17 protein-coding genes and 2 pseudogenes are annotated in these 18,832 nt (G+C 59.9%); 13 read left to right on the forward strand and 6 right to left on the reverse strand.

The features are described from left to right. Positions 1-378 precede the first annotated feature (378 nt). The 5 genes from ACEWPM_RS18245 (at position 379) to ACEWPM_RS18265 (ending at position 3,227) form a co-directional block, all read left to right on the forward strand. Positions 379-660, forward strand: coding sequence for a hypothetical protein (locus ACEWPM_RS18245; RefSeq protein WP_393963704.1), 282 nt, complete (start codon positions 379-381; stop codon positions 658-660). Beyond that, the gene (locus ACEWPM_RS18250) at positions 620-931 is read left to right on the forward strand and encodes a hypothetical protein (RefSeq protein WP_393963703.1); all 312 of its coding nucleotides are present in this window, start codon (positions 620-622) and stop codon (positions 929-931) included. Before ACEWPM_RS18245 ends, ACEWPM_RS18250 begins: the two co-directional genes overlap by 41 nt. A 283-nt stretch (positions 932-1,214) precedes the next feature. After that, positions 1,215-2,078, forward strand: a complete 864-nt coding sequence (locus ACEWPM_RS18255) for a sulfotransferase (RefSeq protein WP_393963702.1) — start codon at positions 1,215-1,217, stop codon at positions 2,076-2,078. Further along, entirely contained in the window at positions 2,075-2,653 is a 579-nt protein-coding gene (locus tag ACEWPM_RS18260) for an AAA family ATPase (RefSeq protein WP_393963701.1), read from the forward strand. Before ACEWPM_RS18255 ends, ACEWPM_RS18260 begins: the two co-directional genes overlap by 4 nt. 127 nt (positions 2,654-2,780) lie before the next feature. Then, positions 2,781-3,227 carry a hypothetical protein gene (locus ACEWPM_RS18265; protein ID WP_393963700.1) on the forward strand — a complete coding sequence of 149 codons (447 nt, stop codon included), beginning with the start codon at positions 2,781-2,783 and terminating at the stop codon, positions 3,225-3,227. A 20-nt stretch (positions 3,228-3,247) separates the two neighbouring features. Here ACEWPM_RS18265 and ACEWPM_RS18270 read toward each other — a convergent pair whose 3' ends face one another. Continuing rightward, complete coding sequence (locus ACEWPM_RS18270; protein WP_393963699.1) at positions 3,248-3,700, reverse strand: hypothetical protein; 453 nt, start codon at positions 3,698-3,700, stop codon at positions 3,248-3,250. A 51-nt stretch (positions 3,701-3,751) separates the two neighbouring features. Here ACEWPM_RS18270 and ACEWPM_RS18275 point away from each other — a divergent pair, with 51 nt between their 5' ends. Further along, complete coding sequence (locus ACEWPM_RS18275; protein ID WP_393963698.1) at positions 3,752-3,985, forward strand: hypothetical protein; 234 nt, start codon at positions 3,752-3,754, stop codon at positions 3,983-3,985. 133 nt (positions 3,986-4,118) lie between these two features. Here ACEWPM_RS18275 and ACEWPM_RS18280 read toward each other — a convergent pair whose 3' ends face one another. The 3 genes from ACEWPM_RS18280 to ACEWPM_RS18290 form a co-directional block, all read right to left on the reverse strand. Beyond that, complete coding sequence (locus ACEWPM_RS18280; RefSeq protein WP_393963697.1) at positions 4,119-5,024, reverse strand: hypothetical protein; 906 nt, start codon at positions 5,022-5,024, stop codon at positions 4,119-4,121. A 458-nt stretch (positions 5,025-5,482) separates the two neighbouring features. Next, positions 5,483-7,417, reverse strand: a complete 1,935-nt coding sequence (locus ACEWPM_RS18285) for a hypothetical protein (protein ID WP_393963696.1) — start codon at positions 7,415-7,417, stop codon at positions 5,483-5,485. A gap of 193 nt (positions 7,418-7,610) precedes the next feature. Further along, entirely contained in the window at positions 7,611-8,066 is a 456-nt protein-coding gene (locus ACEWPM_RS18290; RefSeq protein ID WP_393963695.1) for a helix-turn-helix domain-containing protein, read from the reverse strand. Positions 8,067-8,248: 182 nt separating this feature from the next. On the opposite strand from ACEWPM_RS18290, the gene ACEWPM_RS18295 reads away from it, so the two are divergent. Beyond that, entirely contained in the window at positions 8,249-8,668 is a 420-nt protein-coding gene (locus ACEWPM_RS18295; RefSeq protein WP_393963694.1) for a hypothetical protein, read from the forward strand. Between the two features lie 23 nt (positions 8,669-8,691). Here the strand turns inward: ACEWPM_RS18295 and ACEWPM_RS18300 are convergent. Both ACEWPM_RS18300 and ACEWPM_RS18305 read right to left on the reverse strand, forming a co-directional pair. After that, positions 8,692-8,955, reverse strand: a pseudogene (locus ACEWPM_RS18300) (DUF4172 domain-containing protein); the annotation flags it as partial. 39 nt (positions 8,956-8,994) lie between these two features. Then, positions 8,995-9,324: pseudogene (locus ACEWPM_RS18305) on the reverse strand (helix-turn-helix domain-containing protein); the annotation flags it as partial. A 519-nt stretch (positions 9,325-9,843) separates the two neighbouring features. On the opposite strand from ACEWPM_RS18305, the gene ACEWPM_RS18310 reads away from it, so the two are divergent. The 6 genes from ACEWPM_RS18310 (at position 9,844) to ACEWPM_RS18335 (ending at position 18,794) form a co-directional block, all read left to right on the forward strand. Continuing rightward, a complete protein-coding gene (locus tag ACEWPM_RS18310) occupies positions 9,844-12,525 on the forward strand; it encodes a hypothetical protein (RefSeq protein ID WP_393963693.1) in 2,682 nt (893 codons plus the stop codon). A gap of 302 nt (positions 12,526-12,827) precedes the next feature. Beyond that, complete coding sequence (locus ACEWPM_RS18315; RefSeq protein ID WP_393963692.1) at positions 12,828-13,658, forward strand: SGNH/GDSL hydrolase family protein; 831 nt, start codon at positions 12,828-12,830, stop codon at positions 13,656-13,658. Continuing rightward, entirely contained in the window at positions 13,655-15,496 is a 1,842-nt protein-coding gene (locus ACEWPM_RS18320; RefSeq protein ID WP_393963691.1) for a carbamoyltransferase family protein, read from the forward strand. The genes ACEWPM_RS18315 and ACEWPM_RS18320 overlap by 4 nt, the downstream gene beginning before the upstream one ends. Before the next feature lie 166 nt (positions 15,497-15,662). Continuing rightward, positions 15,663-15,797 carry a hypothetical protein gene (locus ACEWPM_RS18325; protein WP_393963690.1) on the forward strand — a complete coding sequence of 45 codons (135 nt, stop codon included), beginning with the start codon at positions 15,663-15,665 and terminating at the stop codon, positions 15,795-15,797. Then, on the forward strand, positions 15,778-17,496 hold the full coding sequence (locus tag ACEWPM_RS18330) for a type I secretion system permease/ATPase (protein WP_393963689.1): 1,719 nt from the start codon (positions 15,778-15,780) through the stop codon (positions 17,494-17,496). Before ACEWPM_RS18325 ends, ACEWPM_RS18330 begins: the two co-directional genes overlap by 20 nt. After that, positions 17,493-18,794: an HlyD family type I secretion periplasmic adaptor subunit gene (locus tag ACEWPM_RS18335; protein WP_393963688.1), complete on the forward strand. Its 1,302-nt coding sequence runs from the start codon at positions 17,493-17,495 to the stop codon at positions 18,792-18,794. The genes ACEWPM_RS18330 and ACEWPM_RS18335 overlap by 4 nt, the downstream gene beginning before the upstream one ends. Positions 18,795-18,832 lie beyond the last annotated feature (38 nt).

The following is an 18,832-nucleotide window of genomic DNA, read 5'->3' on the forward strand; positions in this document are numbered from 1 at the left end:
CGCCGCTGGTGTTGTGCGACCCGGACCATTCACAGGCGCCGGAGCCCTCCCGGCAACCAGATGACAAGCTGCGGCTAATCTTCGGTGACGTGGCGATCGAACTCGCCGCCGATACCCCGGCGGTGCGGATTGCCGAGATCGTGCGTTCGCTCGGGGTGTCATCGTGATGATGCCGTCCCACACCGTCCGTATCTTGGTGGCGACCCAGCCAGTGGACTTCAGGAATTATGCGGAGCGCATGAATATGCAGAGCTGCAGATCGGCAGGCTAATTTACCTCTTCCTATTCAACAAGTCGCGCGACTGCCTCTGTCGTAGGACACCGCATAATTTGGCCTACTCCCCGGGCGCGTCTCTGCGCTCAATGAGGAGAATGCCAATGACCAATGTTGATGAATGCCGACCAATTCGGTCGATACATATGGAGGCCGGCGAGCTCGCCGAGCCAATTGCCGCTTATGCAGCTCACCTGTCCGGACTCGGCTACGCCGCGCTGACGATCAAGGGATATACCGACTCAGCCCGTCATCTGGGGGTATCCGTCCGTTGTCGCCGCTCTGACGGACCGAATCCGAGGCTGATAGTGTCCACCATCGATAGTGGACATCTTGAGGCACTCCATGGCGGGCAAGAAAGGTCAGAAGAAGCGGTTCTGCGCTGACGAAGAGAAACGGTCGATCTGCGAGCAGGCTTTGGCACCGGGTGTTTCGGTCGCGCAGGTTGCCCGCCGTGGCGTCCTGATCACAACCCGGGCCTTTCCGAAGGTCGGCGCTCTTACACCATTCGATGGGACACTATCTGGTCTGCGCGCGCACGATGTCTGGGCGATGGAGATCGACGACGTCGACTGGGCGGCGGGCACGATCCGCGCCTTCACATCACCCGGCCAGCACCGATACCCTGTGTTTGCTATGGAAGAGATCATTTCTTGACGGCAAAGCCCGTCTGGGCAACCGTATCAGGGCATCCGGAGCACCGGATGTCCCATGATCTGCTGACCTAAACAGCCAGATTTTCCCGACATAGGACGTTATCGGATCTTATGAACTCGGGCGGACCGCGCAGGATGAACAGGTCGGCCAAGGCGGCCTTCATCGCGCAGCATTCCGCCTGATTACGGCCAGGTCGAAAGCGAAGCACGATCTTGCACAGATTGAATGTTTACCATTTTCAAATGCCAAGCTAGACGACACATAACAGACTGCGGGGCCCCTGATGATCAACAAACTATTCGGCAATCTCTTCATCAGCGCAGGGGCGATGAAGGCGGGTACGACCTGGCTTTATGCTGTTCTTGAGCGTCATCCAGAGCTGCATTTTACGCCTGAAAAAGAAATCCACTACTTTCACTATCTTTATGCCGACAAGAGCGTCCTCAGCGAAGAGCGGCGGCTCGAGTTGGCCAAGACGCGCTACCTGGAGCGGTTCGACCCTGCGCGGGCCAATATCGACCGCGTCCGATGCAACCTTCACTGGGTCACGAACTATCTAGACCGTCCGGTGGACGACTTTTGGTATCGCAACCTCTTTACCCTGGCGCGGCAGGAAAAGTGGTCCTGCGACTTTTCCAATTTCTACGCCCTGCTGCCGCAGGAGGCCTGGCCCAAAATTGCATCGAAATGTGACGATCTGAAGGTGCTCTACACCCTGCGTGATCCGATCAAGCGCCTGTGGAGCCATACCAAATTTCATCTGCAAGTCAGTGGACAGCTGGAGGCGCTGGACAGCTGGGGGCCGAAAGAGTTCGAAACATTCGTGCGCAAGCCGTTCATGTGGAAAAATGCCGAATATGGCGCCGCCTTGCGCCGGATGAAGGCCGGGCTGCCCGAGGGTGCGCTGAAGACCGTCTTCTTCGAGGACATCCGGCAGCGCCCCCGTGAGGTGCTGGGGGAAATAGGTACCTTTCTAGGCCTTGCGCCGCACAGTTATCCCGATGCGCTGATAGACCGGCGGGTTAACGAGTCCGTCTCGCGCCCGATGCCTGACTTCTTTCCCGAGCTGTTTGAAAAGGATGTCGCGCGTATTCGGACCGAGGTTGAAGCCGAAGGTCTCGACCTCCCGGCTAGCTGGTCCGCGTGAGCGCCGAAGAGTATCTCAAGCCTGTTTATTTCGTCAGACTCGCCCGCGCTTTGGCGGTGACCGCTGGCGCCCAGCTGGTCAGGGGCAATTTTGCGTCGTGGCAGTCGGCCGGACATCTCGGTGATATGCTCGCCGCGATGCGCGACAGTTTCGCCGATGCTGCCGCTTCGCGACCCGCCGTCCTCGTTATCGACGAGATCGACTCCGTCGGAAGCCGCTCAGAACCGGACCCGAGAAACGCAAACTACAACCGGCAGGTCGTGAACGCGTTTCTCGAGCAGCTCGACCGCATCAGTGAAATTCCGGGCGTGATCGTGATCGGCACGTGCAATGCGCCCCAAACTATCGATGCCGCGGTCCTGCGCCCGGGTCCCTTCGACGTTCTCGTCGAAGTCCCGCTTCCAGGCCGGCGCGCTCTTCGCCGCATGCTGCAGAATGACCTGCCCGAGCAGACGGTCGATGCCGACTTGGATAACCTGGCTCGGGCGTCGGTCGGCAAGACGGCTGCAGATATCGAGGGGGCTCTACGCGCCGGGAAAACCGACCGCTTTCTGTTCAGGACATCATTAACCTGATCGAGCAGAAGGATCGCAGAAGCAACGACCATCGACATCGCATTGCCGTGCATGAATGACGGACTGGGGCGGGGGCACCTGGTTTCAACACGAACCACGCGCAGGAACTTTGGAGGACTGCGATGCGATGCTCACTCATCTTCTCGCGGGGCGTGCCGCCGAAACCATCGTGTTCGGAAACGCCGGTGCAGGCTCGGGAGGTTCCGAGGCCTCGGACCTCGCTCGTGCAACACGTCTGGCGATGCATAATGATACCCGCCTCGGCCTCGGCCATGAAAGTTTGCTCTGGCGCGGCCGCTCAGAGCATTCGTATCTTGACGCAGCGGAAAACAATGCACCTATCGCGGATCGACTCGAGAACGCGGAAGCCGATGCCAAGGCCATTTTGGAAGAGCATTCAGCCTGCCTGCGCGAAATGGCCCGTAACCTCTCCGAAGACATAATCCTCGAAGGAGCTTCTCTCCATGAGTGGCTTCGTGCCGTCGGGCAAACCCCAGCTCACGCAAGCGGCCGGACAGGGCAGTCAAACAGCGCGGAGTCGGCTGACGAAGCCCAAAACTGCCCGTCCTCTTGATAAGAGGCGCAGGCGCCAGACTACGGAGCACAACCTGGCCACGGTCGGTCTGAATATGTGTCGGGAACGCCGATCGGCCATGTTAGCAGCTGCAGCGCAGCGATCATTTCAGGTCCGACTTCTTCATCATTCATGGTCATTTCGGCGCGCTGCTCTGCGGCACGATCAGCCAGTTCATCGCGATATGCGGGCTCTGTCATGAACATCTCGTCAATGAGTCCCACAACGGTCAGATAGCGCCGATCAGACGACGTCGCAGGCTCTGCTTCGATCAGATCTTTGCATAGATCGAACGCATGATCCCACGCTACCGCCGCCACGTTCGCAATCGATTCAGCTTCGGCACCGGTCTCCGCTTCGATCTCACCGCGCATTTTCTCGACCTGCTGCGCGATCCGGATATGCGCGATGAGTTGCTTGAATGTCATTTTGACCGCCGTCGGGTCCGTCATGTTGGGGTTCTCCGTTGTCATTGTCCGCCTCCTGTCATTTTTGGGACAAGAGGCATGTTTGCAGGCCGATGCATGAGACAAACGGTGAAGACGGCCGCGAAGGTCGATGATGGGAGGGATGTTGTGAAGATCGAAGCGGAAGGTAATGACCCAGCGCTAACGGCTTTCCTGGAGTTGCTGGCGAATGACATTGAACTCGGAAACCGTGTGATGGAGCTGCCGCCGGCGGCAGTCAGGTTTCTGCGAAGCTTTGATGCTCATAACATCGATGTTGATGAGGCAATCGAAGGTAATGTCGATCTTTGAACCCCAACGCGACTTTATTTCTTCAGTGCATGCGTTCGGAGACTATGGGCAACAGAGCTGGTGGCTTCCAGATGTTTCCCTCGTGCCATGTGCCTAAGCCGCCCTGCCGGCATTTGGTCTCGCGAGTTCAAATCTATGCATAGGGACCGTCGGCAGCTTGTTGTGCAATCTCTTCCCGAATCCTTCGCCATGCCGCAGCTGCTGCGTCCCCCTCTGCGAGCGCCCGGTATTCGTCTCCGGCCTTTCGGGTGCCATGCCCGAGATGGCTCTGGATCACCGAGACCGCGGTCGTTGGGTCATGTAGTCGAAGATAATCAGCAGCAAGCGTTCGGAGGTCGTGAGCGGGGATCCCGATTGCATCACGGACCAGCTCACTGGTCCACTTTACCGAGCGAGCGCCGACCGTCCCGGTTACAAGATTTGATCCGACAAGCTTCTGATATTCGATCGCGACAAGCCGAGATGGCCGGCCGCGCAGCACCAGCTCATCGAGTGCCGCACATGTTTCCGGCCACAGGTGGCCGGCTCCGGTGTCGACATTCGTCTTGCCTTGGCACCAATCGAGAGCCCACTCTCCACTTTGGCGTCGACAGAGTTCATGCCCGAACCGCCACTCGGTGACATCCCCGGCGCGCGCCGGTTTGTTCACAAGCAGCATCAGAACTGCGACCGCAAGACGGAGCTTTTCCGTCCGAGCCGCATGGTCCGGAAGATCATCGATCTCGTCTTGCAGCCGGCAGATTGTCTGTATGATGTACTCGAAGCCGCCCCGTTCCATCAGATGCTGGATTCTGGACGTCTTCAGCTTGCCGGCTGCACGGCCGAGAGCTTTGAAATGATCACGCGCCGCTCGCAGACCATTCAGTGTCTTTTCGTCCATCTTGCCAGCACACATCAGCGAAACAAGGCCGTCAAGATACCCGCTCGCGGTTCGTGGCCGGGCGCCCGTTCCGATGAACGCGTCACCAAGAGTGATGCCCACGAAATAACCGGGACTGTCCGCTTTAACCCCCAATGGCAGATCAAGTCGCGGCAGCATGTCCGCGCACCGGGAAACTGACGCAAAATACCTTTGCTTCGAGCTATCACGAATTGGCGAAGATCTCAGCGCTGGCCACATCTGGCACCACGATGACGGCCAGTTTTCCGGGCCGGCCAAAGGTACCGGGCGCGTGGGCGGAGCGCAGGGCAAAGCCCCTGCCCCACTTCGTAGACGGTAGTAGGATTTACGCAATTCACGCCCGGCAGCGGTCGACACACCCGGGGCATATCTGTGCAATGCTCGTAAAAGCGTCGCTAGGGTCGATTCCGATCTGGCCGACTCGATGAACGGCTCCGGGCCGGGCACGTCTCGCGGCCCGCCATATCTTCGCATCGCGTCAAAGAACCGGCCGAGAACGGCCGCCGCGCCGGGCTCGAGGTTTTTGACATCATCCAAAACAAGCTGCCGAACAGCGGGCGGAACTGGCTCAAGATATCGAGTGATCCGGTCTTTCGTCATGCCACCCGCCTCTTCATCTTCTTGAAAATATCAGGGTGTTGAGATTTGAGTGCCGCACGGACCTGCCTTGCTGCTTCGGCCCCGTTGTCGCGCCCGTAGTGCTTCCGCACAGTCTCTTCGGTATCTCCAAGCACGGCGGCAGCTTTGGCGAAGTTCCCGGGCTCGACGGCGAGGATCAAGGTCGCGACGGCGTGACGGGACTGGTGTGGTGTCATGTCGAGGCCAATGATATCCGCGCCATCGCGCCAGATCTCACTTAGTGTGGACGGAGCGATGCAGCCAGGTGGTAAATGCATACCAGACTTGACCAGACGAGGAGTTGCCGCACCGGGAAGGACATAGGGCGTGTCCGTCAGGTTGCGCAACTCCAGGTATCGCAGCCGCAGTTCGTAAATCCACGCCCAGAGAATACGTGCCTCATCACCGTGCAGGTGAACGCTGACCTCGCGGTCATTCTTGATCTCACCCGGCGGAAAGCGGAGCTCAGCGTGAGTTTGCTTTTTGACCCAGGTGATGTGACCGGGCACATCTTGCGTGCCGCGGTACCTCAGGCCAATCAGGTTAGAGCTCCGAACCGGTCTGGATGTCTGAATCGCAAAAAGAACGGCTGTTGCATAGAGGCGTAGACCTGACAATTCTTTCTGAGGATGACCTTCAGTCTGTCCGTTCTTGATCCGCTCAATTGCGCGCGAGGCGATAGTCTTTGGCGCGTTCACGAAGTTGCCGGCGAGAGACGGCTTGTGGGTCAATGTGTCACATAGTTGCCTTGCATCATCCGTCATGAATTTCCCGGCACTATGAATATAACCCTGATGAAAGCGCTTCTGCAATTCGACGATTGCGACCAGATCAGGCATCTTGAGGCCGTGCTTCGCGAGAGTCTCGAGTGCGGTAAGACGAGATTTCAGCGTTTGCGTCTTTCCCGGATCTTTCAGGCGAGTTGACGCAGTCGACCGGGTAATTTGGTCAGCGGAGGCACACTCGAGGATTTCGCTCGTGAAGAGTGCCGCTAGGCTTCCCAACATATCTCGCCGGTGTCCATGTCGCTCTGCCGCGAGGATGAGCCAGGTGATTGCGCTGCGCCAGCCCGCCATCGCAGATCCGGGGTTCCCCGGGGCTCTTCGGCGCCCTGCGGCGGCATCGTCCAGGCCTCGCAACACATCGGCAGCATCTTCTCCGGCTTCGATACGGCGCCGCGCCTCGGCCAGTCGGTCTTCGGGTCGGGCGAGGGCACGCTGCATTGCAGCTTCCGCATCAGATCTGAATGCTTCAGGCAGGTCGATCCACCGGATACGCTCACGCCCCGATACAGGCGTCGGTAGCCTGACAGCCGCATTTGGCAGCAACCCATCAAGTTCGGAAGAACCGGCAAATTCTTCGATCAGCCTATTAAGGGTTTTGAGGGCACGTCCGAACGCCTTCCTTTTATCCGAACTAAGGTTAGCTGCCACGCCGTCGATCTCAGAGATTGTGAGAGCCTTGGGGGAGACATGAAACCGGGCTCTCAGCATCATCAAGCCACGCGACGCGCCGGTCGTGAATGCCGCACCATTGTCGACAAATCCTTCTCGGCGAAGAACAAATTCAATCAGACTGTTCCAGTCGTCCCGACCCTCTCCGTCGCCCACGCCCGATGCCATCGCCCGCTGGAAGCGTTTGAGCAGCGCACGGACACGCGCATTTCCGCGCTGACGCGCCGACTTGAGATCGCGGGCTTTTGAGACGACACCATACGCCGATGACGCGATATGGGTCTCAAAATACCCAAGGTCCGCAGGGATCAGCCCGATGTCATCGTTGATCATACCGAGCCGCGCCGGGATTTTTTTGAGCTCGCAAATCGCAGCATAAGTTTCTGCATCGCCGGTCGCCCAAGTCAGAGCATCATGCAGTGTGTACGGTTGGTCAAAATTTGAGTTGAGAGAGTTCATGCAAGAACCCCCCAAGCCAGTGCAGCCCACTGCCCCAAGCCCTGTCTGGAAAACACACATTCTGTCGGGCAAACGCTCGGTTTTGCAGAAGCGTCCCCCACCATAACGCCGATTAGTGTTGGGGGGCGCCTGTGCAAATGTCGCGGGTCCAAACATGCTGTCGAGCGAACCGCTGCAGCGGCGCAAAAACTCATTAGACCGGCTCATCTGTGAGGTGCGGGTATAGGGGCGCCAATAGCCCGAACTCGGCCTTCAGCCACTCTTGTGCATCTTGTGGGTTCATGCGGATATTGTCGCCGACATTGCGGGTCGGGAGACCGGAGGCGATCCAACGGTCTACGGTCCGGATACTGACATTCATGCCCGCTGCGATGTCGACTTTCGTGATGAGCGACTGACGATACCGTGCTTCTTGCGCGGCACCCCGCGGCTGAGGCGCTTTTTCGATCATCCACACATCTGCCCAGCTCAACCGGTAGTCACGCCCTATTTTATGCGCTGAAAGCTGACCATTCCGCACAATCCTACGAACTGTCGACGGTTGAAGTTGAAAGTGTTCAGCAACATCAGAAATCGTCAGCAAATCGTTAACCGATGATCTTGTGAGGGAAATTTTTGGTACGGATTTATTATTTTGGCAAATGGTCATGGATACTTCCTTCAGCTCGAGGAAGAATCTACCAACACCAATTTAAAATGAGATTTAAACTAAACCCTCTTTGTAACTCTGAGCAGATAATTTCAAAAATATTAACGTCCATGCCGGACGGGATTGCATCGCTTGATAGCTCGCACATCTACGATCTTGTTCAACAACGGAAAGGAACAACCATGACATCAACTTTAAATAGAAATCAGCATGAGGCATTGGTAAAAGAAAAATTCGATGAGATGGCTTCTCTGACTGCGACAGCCCGGTTTGAAATGTATTCGATCACAGGCGCCAACGACGATGCTGATATAGATGACATTCTCGATAAGGCTTTCGACAAATTGCGGCGCGCAAGTGTACTGTCAAACCAAATCCGAGATTTTCTTTGTACTCTCGATTCCGGTAAAACTGACTCTGAGATTTTGGAACATTTTCTGTATCCAAGCCTGGACGGTGACAATTTGGGTGAAATCTTGGGTGAAATAGAAACGTGTGGAGAAGTGTACTCAGGAAAAACGATGGTCGGGAACTTGCTCATTGAGTTCACAGCCAAAGAGAGCGAAGAACCCCGCAGGTTGGGTCAAATTGGGTCAGGCTAAGCCCAGCTATCGATGCTTTCCGCTCAGGCTTCCGAACCAAGCAGAGGATATGCCATCTCAAGCTTGAGCCAGTATCGAGTGTACCGCAGCTCACCTGTGCGGGTAAGTGCGCCCATTTCAACGAGGCCTTGCAGGTCACGAGTTGCGGTCGCTCGCGATGTTCCCGTGATCGAGAGGTAGCTTTCCGCGCTGAGACCACCTTCGAAGCCATCTGGCCCCTCCCTGGACATACGTTCGACCGCCTTTCCCTGGCGGTCGTTCAACTGCTGGCGATACCGATCATAGAAAGTAACCGCGCCATTGGCACCGCCTGCCTGACGCTTGGGCAATGTCTCGCGAGAGACCTTGAGCCCGTGGTGTTCAGCCAGCATCTCAGCGGCCAATGTCGGCCCGAAATCCGGATAGGTCTCTTTGATCAGCGACAGAGCATAGTCACGCTTGGCCTTATGAATTTGATTGTTCGGAGATCTACCGCGTGCCTTGTGCCGGATCGCGGCAGCACCATCCTGGCGGTACCGCTTCAACAGCCTGAAAATCTGTCGATGCGTCAAATCCAGCACGTTCGCGGCGTGTCCAACGGTCAACCGACCATCATCGACCTGCGCCAGAACCTCCACACGGTTCAACTCACGCTCGCTCATCATCACCCATCCCATGTCTGCTCACCCTCAATGATTTTTGAGGGCAGAGTGACATTCCTGAATTGCTCATGGGTGACATTTTAGCTTTGCCGCTACACATAATATTATCCGATAATCATTGTTATGTAATCTTAGTGGTGCCAGAGCCCTGTTCAGCGCATATTTCGATGCAAAACTGCTAGGCTCTGGCGTCGCGGCCCTAATGCTCGCGAGCGGTGTAAAGAGACTGTCAGTCGCAGCCGATGGTCTCGACCCCAGGCAAAGCCGGTTTGCGGCTGGCCTTCACCTTATCCCTTTGTGCAAACATGGTTTAATCATCGCACCGAGCCCGAGAGATCCGGCGTCGGAGCGACCGGTCACATGCGAATGCCTGCATGAAACGCCCTCCCATTGATTAAAATCAATCATATGCCAAAAAATGCATGTGATTATCCTCTCGTTTGAGTGATTTCGGAAAGCCGAGTTGCTCTTACAGCATGGAGGCCCGAACTCAATCGCTCCTCCAAGATCACGAACGCTTAGGGAGAGAGCCAAATGGCTGTAATGATTGATCCAACCACCGCACAGGATGTCGACCAACCGTTGATCACGGACCCGGTTTACAGTGTAAAGCACGTATTCAGCACCGATGACGTCACAGGTACTTTCGGCGGACTGACCCAAGGTGATGTTCTTCCTGGCGAGATGCCGGTGGTGGACTTCTCGGCCGACCCGAAAGTCACCAAAGAGGGTGTTAATCTCTATCCGATCAACAGTGAATTCGGATTTATCGTCACCGATTTCGAAGGCGCCGTGGAGAAGGAATTCGAGGATGGCGTCTACGGCGAAGGCTTCGCCGGTGACCTGATCGGGGAAGGCGGCGAACAGATCGGCATTGTCGTGTCCGACGCGCCCACCGATACGTTCAAGACGCCGGCCTTGCTGGGAACTTGGCTGGCCGGTCTGGGCGGAAATTCGGTCAAGGCATCGAGCGAACATTATGTCGTCATGCAGAACGTCCTGTCGGATCAGAAATATCCGGGCGATCCCGATGCCGTCTACGCGCTGGATGACAACCTCATCGTCATCGGCGGCGAATATGATGGATTAGCCGTCGCGGATCTGCTGGCCGGAACGGCCCTCGACGGCGGCGGTCAACCGATCACCATCCTCGATGGAAACCAGGATGGCGTGGTTGATATCAAGGACATCCTTGAGCCCAACGAGAACTCGATTACGGAAAACATCGCGGCCAGCACCGACTATTCGGTGACGGTCAAGGATGACGGCAAACTGCTCTATCGCTGGGGCAACGAGATCAAGCGGCCCAATGATGTCCGTCTGGAGGCTGAACTGGATCTTCCTGCGGAGTGGAGCGAGCGCGCCGACGAAGAGGCCCTGCAGCCGCTGTTCAAGATCACCGCGGCGGAGCTGGTGCTGCATCACACCATTACCAACAACCCGAACGATCAGGTCCGCCCCGAGGATTACGAGAACGAGGCCGCCATCGGCACGCTTCCGACTTATCAGGTCATTGCCGACTACAACGAGGACGGCCAGGGCCCGCGCGAGGTCTGGGTGTCGACCGATGGCTATTTTGCCGGGGACGGAACGTTCTATGAGGCAGGGACGATCCTGCGCGACGATTTGCTGGCAGCCAACTGGGCTGCAAGCGATCTGGCCGCGCTCGGTGCCAGTGATGGTGCCGAGGGCTTTACCAATGCCTGGTACACCACCATGAATCGCGAGCCGTGGGAGCCGGTGCTCAACGAAGACGGCACCGAATATGCCGGGTCCGGGCCGCGCTGGCGGCTGATGCCCGACAAATACGGGCAGGATCTGCCCAGCGTCGTCATCCCGATCGACCCGAGCGCGACCGCGAGCCCCTCGAAAGATGAGGTGAAGTACGAGGTCGGTGTCGAAACGCAGACCGTTCTCAATCTGCTGGATTGGGAGACGCCCTTTTCGCCGATGTCCACCAGCGCGGGCTGGCAGAACCTTGCCGGGACCGTTTCCGAGAACGGCGTGAACATCACGGAAAACTTCGACCTCGCGGTCTACATCAAGGGCGATACCAAGCCCGCGACCATCTACAGTGCCGAATTGCTGATGGATTACGAAGAGATCGAGATCCAGGGCGTCGGCGACGTTGCCATGGGAACAAGCGGTAACGACTGGCTGGCTGGTCAGGGTGCCAACACCTTCACCGGCGGGGCGGGCAATGATTTGTTCATCCTGTCCTACGGCGCACAGACCCCCGGCGAGATCGTCGGCGGCTCCATCATTGCCGACTTCACGATCGGTGAGGACGTCATCGGCCTGATCGGCCTCGGGGCGGACAACGTCACGCTCGATACGGCCCTGGCGACAACCAACATCACGCAGACGGTCGTGCTCGGAAACCTCTCCATCTCGGTGGACGGCAACGAGATCGCCTTGCTGCAGGGTGTGGAGGAGGTGCTCGGCGCCGAGAGCTTCTACACATCGACGCAGAGCTCGACGGTGCGCGCGCCCTCGACCATCGAAGGGACGCCCGACGCCGACAATCTGGTCGGGGATGACTACCAGAACATCATCTTCGCCCTCGCCGGTGACGATACGGTCGATGCCAAGTTGGGCGACGACACGATCTATGGCGGTGAAGGGGATGACTGGCTGCAAGGCAACAGCGGCGATGACGTGATCTATGGCGAAGGCGGCGACGACGAGCTGCGCGGCGGCCAGGACAACGATATCCTGCTCGGCGGCGACGGCGACGACACGATGTATGGGGCCAAGGGCGATGACGAGCTCGATGGCGGTCTCGACGCGGACGTCATGTATGGCGGCGATGACGATGACGATCTTCTGGGCAACAGCGGTGATGATTTCATTTACGGCGATGCCGGGAATGACACCGTGCGCGGCGGTCAGGGCGATGACATCCTGTTCGGCGGCGCTGGCGACGACATGATCAAGGGCGCACGTGGCAATGACATTCTGTCCGGCGACGACGGGGCGGATACCTTCATATTCACCACCGGCTTTGGCCAGGATGTCGTGCTCGATTACGAGATCGGCGTCGACCAGATCAGTCTCGATGGCGCCATTTGGGGCGGTGGTCTGTCGGCGGCAGAGGTCATCAGCACCTATTCCAGACTCAATATCGACAACGATGTCGTGCTCGATTTTGGCGTGGACGAAGTGACGCTGCTCGGTGTGACGAACGCGAACGACCTGGATCTGGTGCTCGTCTGACACCTTGATCGGTTCAGCAGATGCGGCGGCAGGTCTGCCGCCGCATCATGTTCTTTTTCCCGTTCTTGCTGCGGCGTGAGGGTATCGGTGCACGCGTTTGCTCCTCGCTGCAGGCTGCGCCAAAAGCGTTTGTGGCCCTCCACCGGACACATCCAGCCCATCCCATCACAGAACGCACCCTATCCAAACGGGGCCGTCACCGATATGGTGGCCGGACACATCACCCTCCCGTAAAGTTGGGGATTTCAATACAGTAGCAGGCCATGCCCCCAGCCCAGCCCCCTTCAAAGAAGATCGTCAGCGTGCCCCGGCTGCTGTTTCGGCCCGATCCCGTGCTGGGTTGGAGCCTGACGCCGGGCCATGCGGTTCAGGTCGGGTTTCGCGACGGGATCCTGCAGCGCATAAATCCGGATGGCTGGCGTCACGTACCGGGCGCCATAGAGGCGCGCGGACCGCGCGTTGCAATCTACGGCTGTTCGTTCACCTATGGGACCGGTCTCGCGGACGAGGAAACCTTCTGCGCCTCGTTGCAGCGCGACCTGTCTTGCCTGCGGATTCTGAACCGCGGCATCGGGGGCCACGGGACCGTGCAGAACCTTTTGCAAATGCGCCGGGACATCGCGGCAGGGGCGGTGGATGCGGCGGTTTTCGCAATCATCAGCGATCACCGGTTTCGCAACATCGCCCATCCCCAACGCATGCGTCAGTATCTCAACCGCAACTGGTATGATCTCGGGGTGGAGCATGTGCCGGTGGCCCGGCTCGATGCGGCGGGTGAGGTGCGCATCGTCTATCCACCGATCTGGCAGCCGGCCCTTCGCCAGGCCGATTTCCAGATCTTTTTGCCCGATGACTACATGATCAACATGCCCACCCTCGCGGTGCTGGGCCTCGTGCGCCGTACAGCCAAGGCCGCAGGCCTGCCCGTAGCTTTCGTGCTGCTGGACGCGCTTGATGCGGATTTCAACGCCGCCGTCTGCGCCAGGTTTCCCGAAACGCATGATATCTCCACGCCCCATGACGCCCAGCACACCTTTCTGCCGCAGGACGTCCATCCCAATATGCGCGCGAACGCATTGTTCGCAGAGCGTCTGGCACCGCTTGTCACTGATCTGTGCAGCGCGCCCGCATGACCAACGGCGATTATACCCTCGGCATTTCGGCGCATTTCCACGATTCCGCCGCGGCCCTCGTTCAGGGTGGGCGGATCATCGCTGCGGCTCAGGAAGAACGCTTTACCCGGCAAAAAGCGGATTGGAGCTTTCCGGATCATGCAATCCGCTACTGCCTGTCACAGCTGCCCGAAGGGACCGCCCTGGGCACAGTGGCCTATTACGAGGATCCCGGTCTCAAGACCCGGCGCATTCTCGATCACGCGCGCGCGCTGACGCCGCGTGGCGCCCGGCTTTGGCCGCGTATGATCGAGACCCTCAAGAACCTCTCGGACGAGTTGCCGCGCCAGCTCGAACAGGTGGCAGGTGATCCCGGGCGCATCGTCTTCGTGCCGCATCACCGCTCTCATGCGGCCTCGGCCTTTTATCCCTCACCATTCCAGAGCGCAGCGGTGCTGGTGGTGGACGGGGTGGGCGAATATTCCACGACGACACTCTGGTCGGGAAATGCCAGCGGCCTTCATCCCCAGGCCGAGATCCGATTTCCGCACTCATTGGGGCTCTTTTACAGTGCCTTCACACAGTATTGCGGCTTCAAGGTAAATTCCGGTGAATACAAGCTCATGGGGCTGGCCCCATTCGGTGTGCCCCAGTATCGCCAGAAGATCCTCGATGAATTGATCGATCTTGGCGAGGATGGCGCCTTCACGCTCAACATGCGCTATTTCGATTTCGACAAGGGCCTCAGCACCACCTCGCCCCTTTTCGAGATGCTCTTCGGACAACCGCAACGCGGTGACACGGCCCCGATCACGCCGTTTCACATGAATATGGCCGCCTCTGCGCAGGCCGTGCTGGAAGAGGCGATGATCGCTCTGGCGACAACCGTCTTGCAGCGCGGTAACAGCCCAAACCTCTGCCTGGCCGGCGGCGTGGCGCTCAACTGCGTCGCCAATAGTCGGCTGCTGCGCGAGGTGCCGGGGATTGACGGTCTGTGGGTCCAGCCTGCGGCGGGCGACGCGGGCGGCGCGCTTGGCGCCGCGCTCGAGGTCGCGCAGACGCAGGCCGTCGAGGGGACGCAACGCCCCGCAAGCAGCGGAGCGTCCGGCGCGTTTCTCGGCCCACAATATTCCGATCCTGAAATACGTGGCGCGCTCGACAAGGCCGGGCTGGTTCACGAGGAAATTCAGGATCCAGAGGAATATGCCGCACGCGTGGCCGAGGCCTTGGCGGCAGGGCAGATTGTCGGTCATTTTCACGGGCGCATGGAATTTGGCCCGCGTGCCTTGGGCAATCGCTCGATCCTGGCCGACCCGCGCGGCAAGGCAACATTGACCCGCGTCAACCGCTCCATCAAGTTCCGCGAAGACTGGCGCCCCTTCGCGCCGATCGTTCTGGCCGACCAGGCTGCCGTCTTTTTCGAGGAGCCGACCGACAGCCCCTACATGCTGCTGGTGGCGAGCCTGAAACCAGAGTTTCGCGGCCCCCGGGGAGTAAAGGAGGCCCGCGCGCGCGGCCTTCACGCACCGATGCAGTTGCAAAATGCCGTCACCAGCCAATTCGCTGCCGTGACCCATGTGGATTTCAGCGCCCGCCTGCAGACGGTCGATCCAGATACAGGCGGCCGCGCAGGGACCATCTTGAAGGCGTTTCATGCGGCCACCGGCTGTCCGATGTTGCTCAACACGTCGTTCAATGTGCGAGGCGAGCCCATCGTGTGCACGCCGCAGGATGCCATTGACTGCTTTCTCAACACACATCTGGATCTATTGGCTATCGGCGGATTTCTGGTCTACAGATCCTCCCAGCCGGACTGGGTGTCCCAAAAGATCGCGAGGAAACGCTTTGCCGCCGATTGACACTGCCGAATTCATGCACCGCTTGATGACAATGCTGAGCGCCGCCGCCCCGGAACCCTGCCCCCCAGTGAGCGGCCTTGCTCCGCCCATGTCCGCTTTGCGCGCACCTGCGCGTACCTTCGAAGACGTCTATGGCCGAAAGGGTCGGTTGCTTGCGGAAATGGCCGTGACCGACGATGATCCCGGCATGGCCAGCCTTGCGTCACAACTCGACCGAGCCATGCTGAACGGCATGCTCGAACTGGAAACCGCGCCCCAATCGGCCCCGCGCCTGACCCACTATGTCTATCCGGTCGTCTGAACTGCGCGACGCGCGGCGCGCGTCCCGTGGGCTCTACTGGTTCGTCGGCATTTTCAGCGTCTTCGTGAACCTGCTGATGTTGACCGGACCGCTTTACATGTTGCAGGTCTATGACCGGGTGCTGGGCAGCCGGTCGGTGGAAACGCTGGTGGCGCTGACCATCCTGGTCGCGTTTCTCTTCGGCATGATGGGCCTGCTCGACTATGCGCGCGGCCGGATCATGGCCCGGGCCGGAGCCCGGTTTCAGTCCCTTCTCGAGCGGCGGGTGTTTGATGCGGTGCTGCGCAAATCGGCGCGCAGTTCCGATCAGGATAACGTCACCGGCCTGAGCGATCTGCAATCGGTGCAGCAATTGATGACCTCGCCCGTGCTGACCGCCGCGTTCGACATCCCCTTTACCCCGATTTTCCTGCTGGGCATCTGGATCTTTCACCCGTGGCTGGGGGCCCTTGCCCTGAGCGGGGGGACGATCCTCATCCTCTTGGCGATGCTGAACCAGCTGGCGACACGCCGCTCGGTTCGGGCCGCAGGGCAAGCCGGGACCGTTGCCGATGCGATGGCGGGCGAAATCCGGGCCGAGGCGGAGACCGTGCAGGCGATGGGCATGCGCGGCGCTGCGTTCGACCGCTGGCAGACGTCGCGCGGACAGGCCCTCAGCCAACAGGTCGGATCGGCCGATCGTGCGGGCACGTTCAGCGTCTCTATCAAGACGTTTCGTCTCTTTTTGCAGTCGGCGATGCTGGGCCTTGGCGCCTGGCTGGTGCTGCAAAATCAACTGACGGCAGGCGCGATGATCGCCGGCTCGATCCTTCTGGGCCGAGCCCTGGCCCCAATCGAGCAACTGGTCGGCCAATGGGTGCTGGTGCAGCGCGCGCGGCAAGGCTGGTCCAATCTTGACCGGCTTCTGGCTGAAGTGCCGCCCGACCAGGAGCGCACTGCCCTGCCCACACCCAAGGCGCGGCTGGACGTTCAGGGCGTCAGCCTGGTGCCGCCTGGCGAGCGTGAGGCGACTCTCAGAGGCGTCACATTCTCTCTGAAGCCTGGCCAGGCGGTGGGCGTGATCGGCCCGTCGGGGGCGGGAAAATCGTCTCTGGCGCGGGCAATCACCGGTCTCTGGCCGCCCGCTGCGGGCAAGATCCGCCTTGACGGCGCGACGCTCGAGCAGTTCGCGCCGGATGTGCTGGGCCAGCATATCGGCTATCTGCCGCAACGCGTGCAGCTCTTTGCCGGGACCATCGCCGAGAATATCGCGCGCCTGTCGGCCAATCCCGATGCCGAGCAGGTGGTCGCCGCCGCCAAAAACGCCGACGCGCATGAGATGATTCTGAAGTTGCCGGGGGGTTACGACACGCAGGTCTCCGCCGGGGGCGGGCGTCTCTCGGGCGGGCAGATGCAGCGCATCGGCCTTGCGCGGGCAATGTATGGCGATCCGGTGATCCTGGTCCTGGACGAGCCCAATTCGAACCTCGACAACGAGGGCAGCGAGGCGGTGAATACCGCCATCCGCAAGTTCAAGGAGGCCGGCAAGGCCATTTTGATCATGGCGCACCGCCCTGCCGCGATCAAGGAATGCGACCTGCTTCTGATGCTGGAAAGCGGCCTGGTGCGCAGCTTTGGTCCCAAGGATGACGTGCTGCGCGATGTCGTGCGCAACCGCACCCAGATCGTGCAATCGGTCGGCCAGGGAGGGGTGCAATGAGCACCGCGCCTGAATGGTCCGCGCGCCTGCCCATCGCGATCGGCACAATCGGTCTGGCGCTGCTGCTTGGCGGCTTCGGCATCTGGGCGAGCTTCGCCAATCTCGCAGGGGCTGTCATCGCCCAGGGGCAGGTCGAGGTCGATCAGAACCGGCAAGTCGTGCAGCATCCCGATGGCGGTGTGGTCGAAAAGATCCTCGTGGCCGAGGGCAACCGCGTGGCGGCGGGGGACACGTTGCTCACGCTGGACCGGACGCTACTGGCGTCGCAACTGACCATCACCGAAAACCAGCTGCTGGAACTGATGGCCCGGCGCGGCCGTCTTGAGGCCGAGCGCGACGAGCGGGGCGAAATCACGTTCGACCCGCTCTTGCACGAGATGGCCAAGGGCCGTCCCGTCGCCGCCGAGCTGATGGAGGGGCAGGCCCGCCTCCTCGCCGCCCGCGCCGAAACGGCTGCGAGCGAGACCGAGCAACTGCGCAAGCGCCGGATGCAGATCACCGACCAGATCAAGGGCATCGAGGCCCAGCAGGACGCGCTGAGCCAGCAAAGCGATCTGATCGTCGAAGAGCGCTCGACCCAGCAGTCGCTGTTGGACAAGGGCCTGACCCAGGCCTCGCGCCTTCTGGCCCTGCGCCGCGAAGAGGCGCGCATGGCCGGTACGCTGGGCGAGTTGGCCGCACAGAAGGCGCAGGCCGAAACGCGCATTACAGAGACTGATATCGAGCTTCTGAAACTCGGCGCCATGCGCCGCGAAGAGGCCATCACCACCCTGCGCGACCTGCAGTACCGTGAGCTGGAACTGCGCGAGAAACGCGTTGCCCTGATCGAACAGCTCAGCCGCCTCGAAATCGTCGCGCCTGTCTCGGGGGTGGTTTATGGCCTTCAGGTCTTTGCCCCCCGCTCGGTGCTGCGCGCGGCCGACCCTGTCCTTTATATCGTGCCGCAGGATCGCCCGCTGATCATCACGGCGCAGGTGCCGGTCACCGATGTCGACCTCGTGCATCCGGGCCAGAACGTGATCCTGCGCTTCTCGGCGCTGGACCAGCGCACGACGCCAGAGCTGAGCGGAGAAGTCGTGCAAGTTTCGGCCGATGCTTTCCGCGACGAGGCGACGGGCGTCAGCTATTACCGCACGCGCATCGTTCTGAGCGACGCCGAGCGAAATCGCCTGCCAGATGACACCACCCTTGTGCCCGGCATGCCCGTCGAGGCGTTTTTCCGCACCGGCGATATGACCCCCATCGCCTATCTCGTGAAACCTCTCTCGGATTACTTCGCCCGCGCTTTTCGGGGGTGATGCGATCAGTCTCTATCTTTGCCGCGAAGTCACCCGGC

Origin of the sequence: Roseovarius maritimus, assembly GCF_043355895.2 — a bacterium.
In the GTDB taxonomy this organism is placed as follows: domain Bacteria; phylum Pseudomonadota; class Alphaproteobacteria; order Rhodobacterales; family Rhodobacteraceae; genus Roseovarius; species Roseovarius maritimus.

Excerpts from the sequence above, each read along its gene's own strand:
- ACEWPM_RS18245 (WP_393963704.1), top strand. The coding sequence starts at position 379 with ATGACCAATGTTGATGAATGCCGACCAATTCGGTCGATACATATGGAG.
- ACEWPM_RS18250 (WP_393963703.1), top strand. The coding sequence starts at position 620 with ATGGCGGGCAAGAAAGGTCAGAAGAAGCGGTTCTGCGCTGACGAAGAG.
- ACEWPM_RS18255 (WP_393963702.1), top strand. The coding sequence starts at position 1,215 with ATGATCAACAAACTATTCGGCAATCTCTTCATCAGCGCAGGGGCGATG.
- ACEWPM_RS18265 (WP_393963700.1), top strand. The coding sequence starts at position 2,781 with ATGCTCACTCATCTTCTCGCGGGGCGTGCCGCCGAAACCATCGTGTTC.
- ACEWPM_RS18270 (WP_393963699.1), bottom strand. The coding sequence starts at position 3,700 with ATGACAACGGAGAACCCCAACATGACGGACCCGACGGCGGTCAAAATG.
- ACEWPM_RS18275 (WP_393963698.1), top strand. The coding sequence starts at position 3,752 with ATGAGACAAACGGTGAAGACGGCCGCGAAGGTCGATGATGGGAGGGAT.
- ACEWPM_RS18280 (WP_393963697.1), bottom strand. The coding sequence starts at position 5,024 with ATGCTGCCGCGACTTGATCTGCCATTGGGGGTTAAAGCGGACAGTCCC.
- ACEWPM_RS18285 (WP_393963696.1), bottom strand. The coding sequence starts at position 7,417 with ATGAACTCTCTCAACTCAAATTTTGACCAACCGTACACACTGCATGAT.
- ACEWPM_RS18290 (WP_393963695.1), bottom strand. The coding sequence starts at position 8,066 with ATGACCATTTGCCAAAATAATAAATCCGTACCAAAAATTTCCCTCACA.
- ACEWPM_RS18295 (WP_393963694.1), top strand. The coding sequence starts at position 8,249 with ATGACATCAACTTTAAATAGAAATCAGCATGAGGCATTGGTAAAAGAA.
- ACEWPM_RS18310 (WP_393963693.1), top strand. The coding sequence starts at position 9,844 with ATGGCTGTAATGATTGATCCAACCACCGCACAGGATGTCGACCAACCG.
- ACEWPM_RS18320 (WP_393963691.1), top strand. The coding sequence starts at position 13,655 with ATGACCAACGGCGATTATACCCTCGGCATTTCGGCGCATTTCCACGAT.
- ACEWPM_RS18330 (WP_393963689.1), top strand. The coding sequence starts at position 15,778 with ATGTCTATCCGGTCGTCTGAACTGCGCGACGCGCGGCGCGCGTCCCGT.
- ACEWPM_RS18335 (WP_393963688.1), top strand. The coding sequence starts at position 17,493 with ATGAGCACCGCGCCTGAATGGTCCGCGCGCCTGCCCATCGCGATCGGC.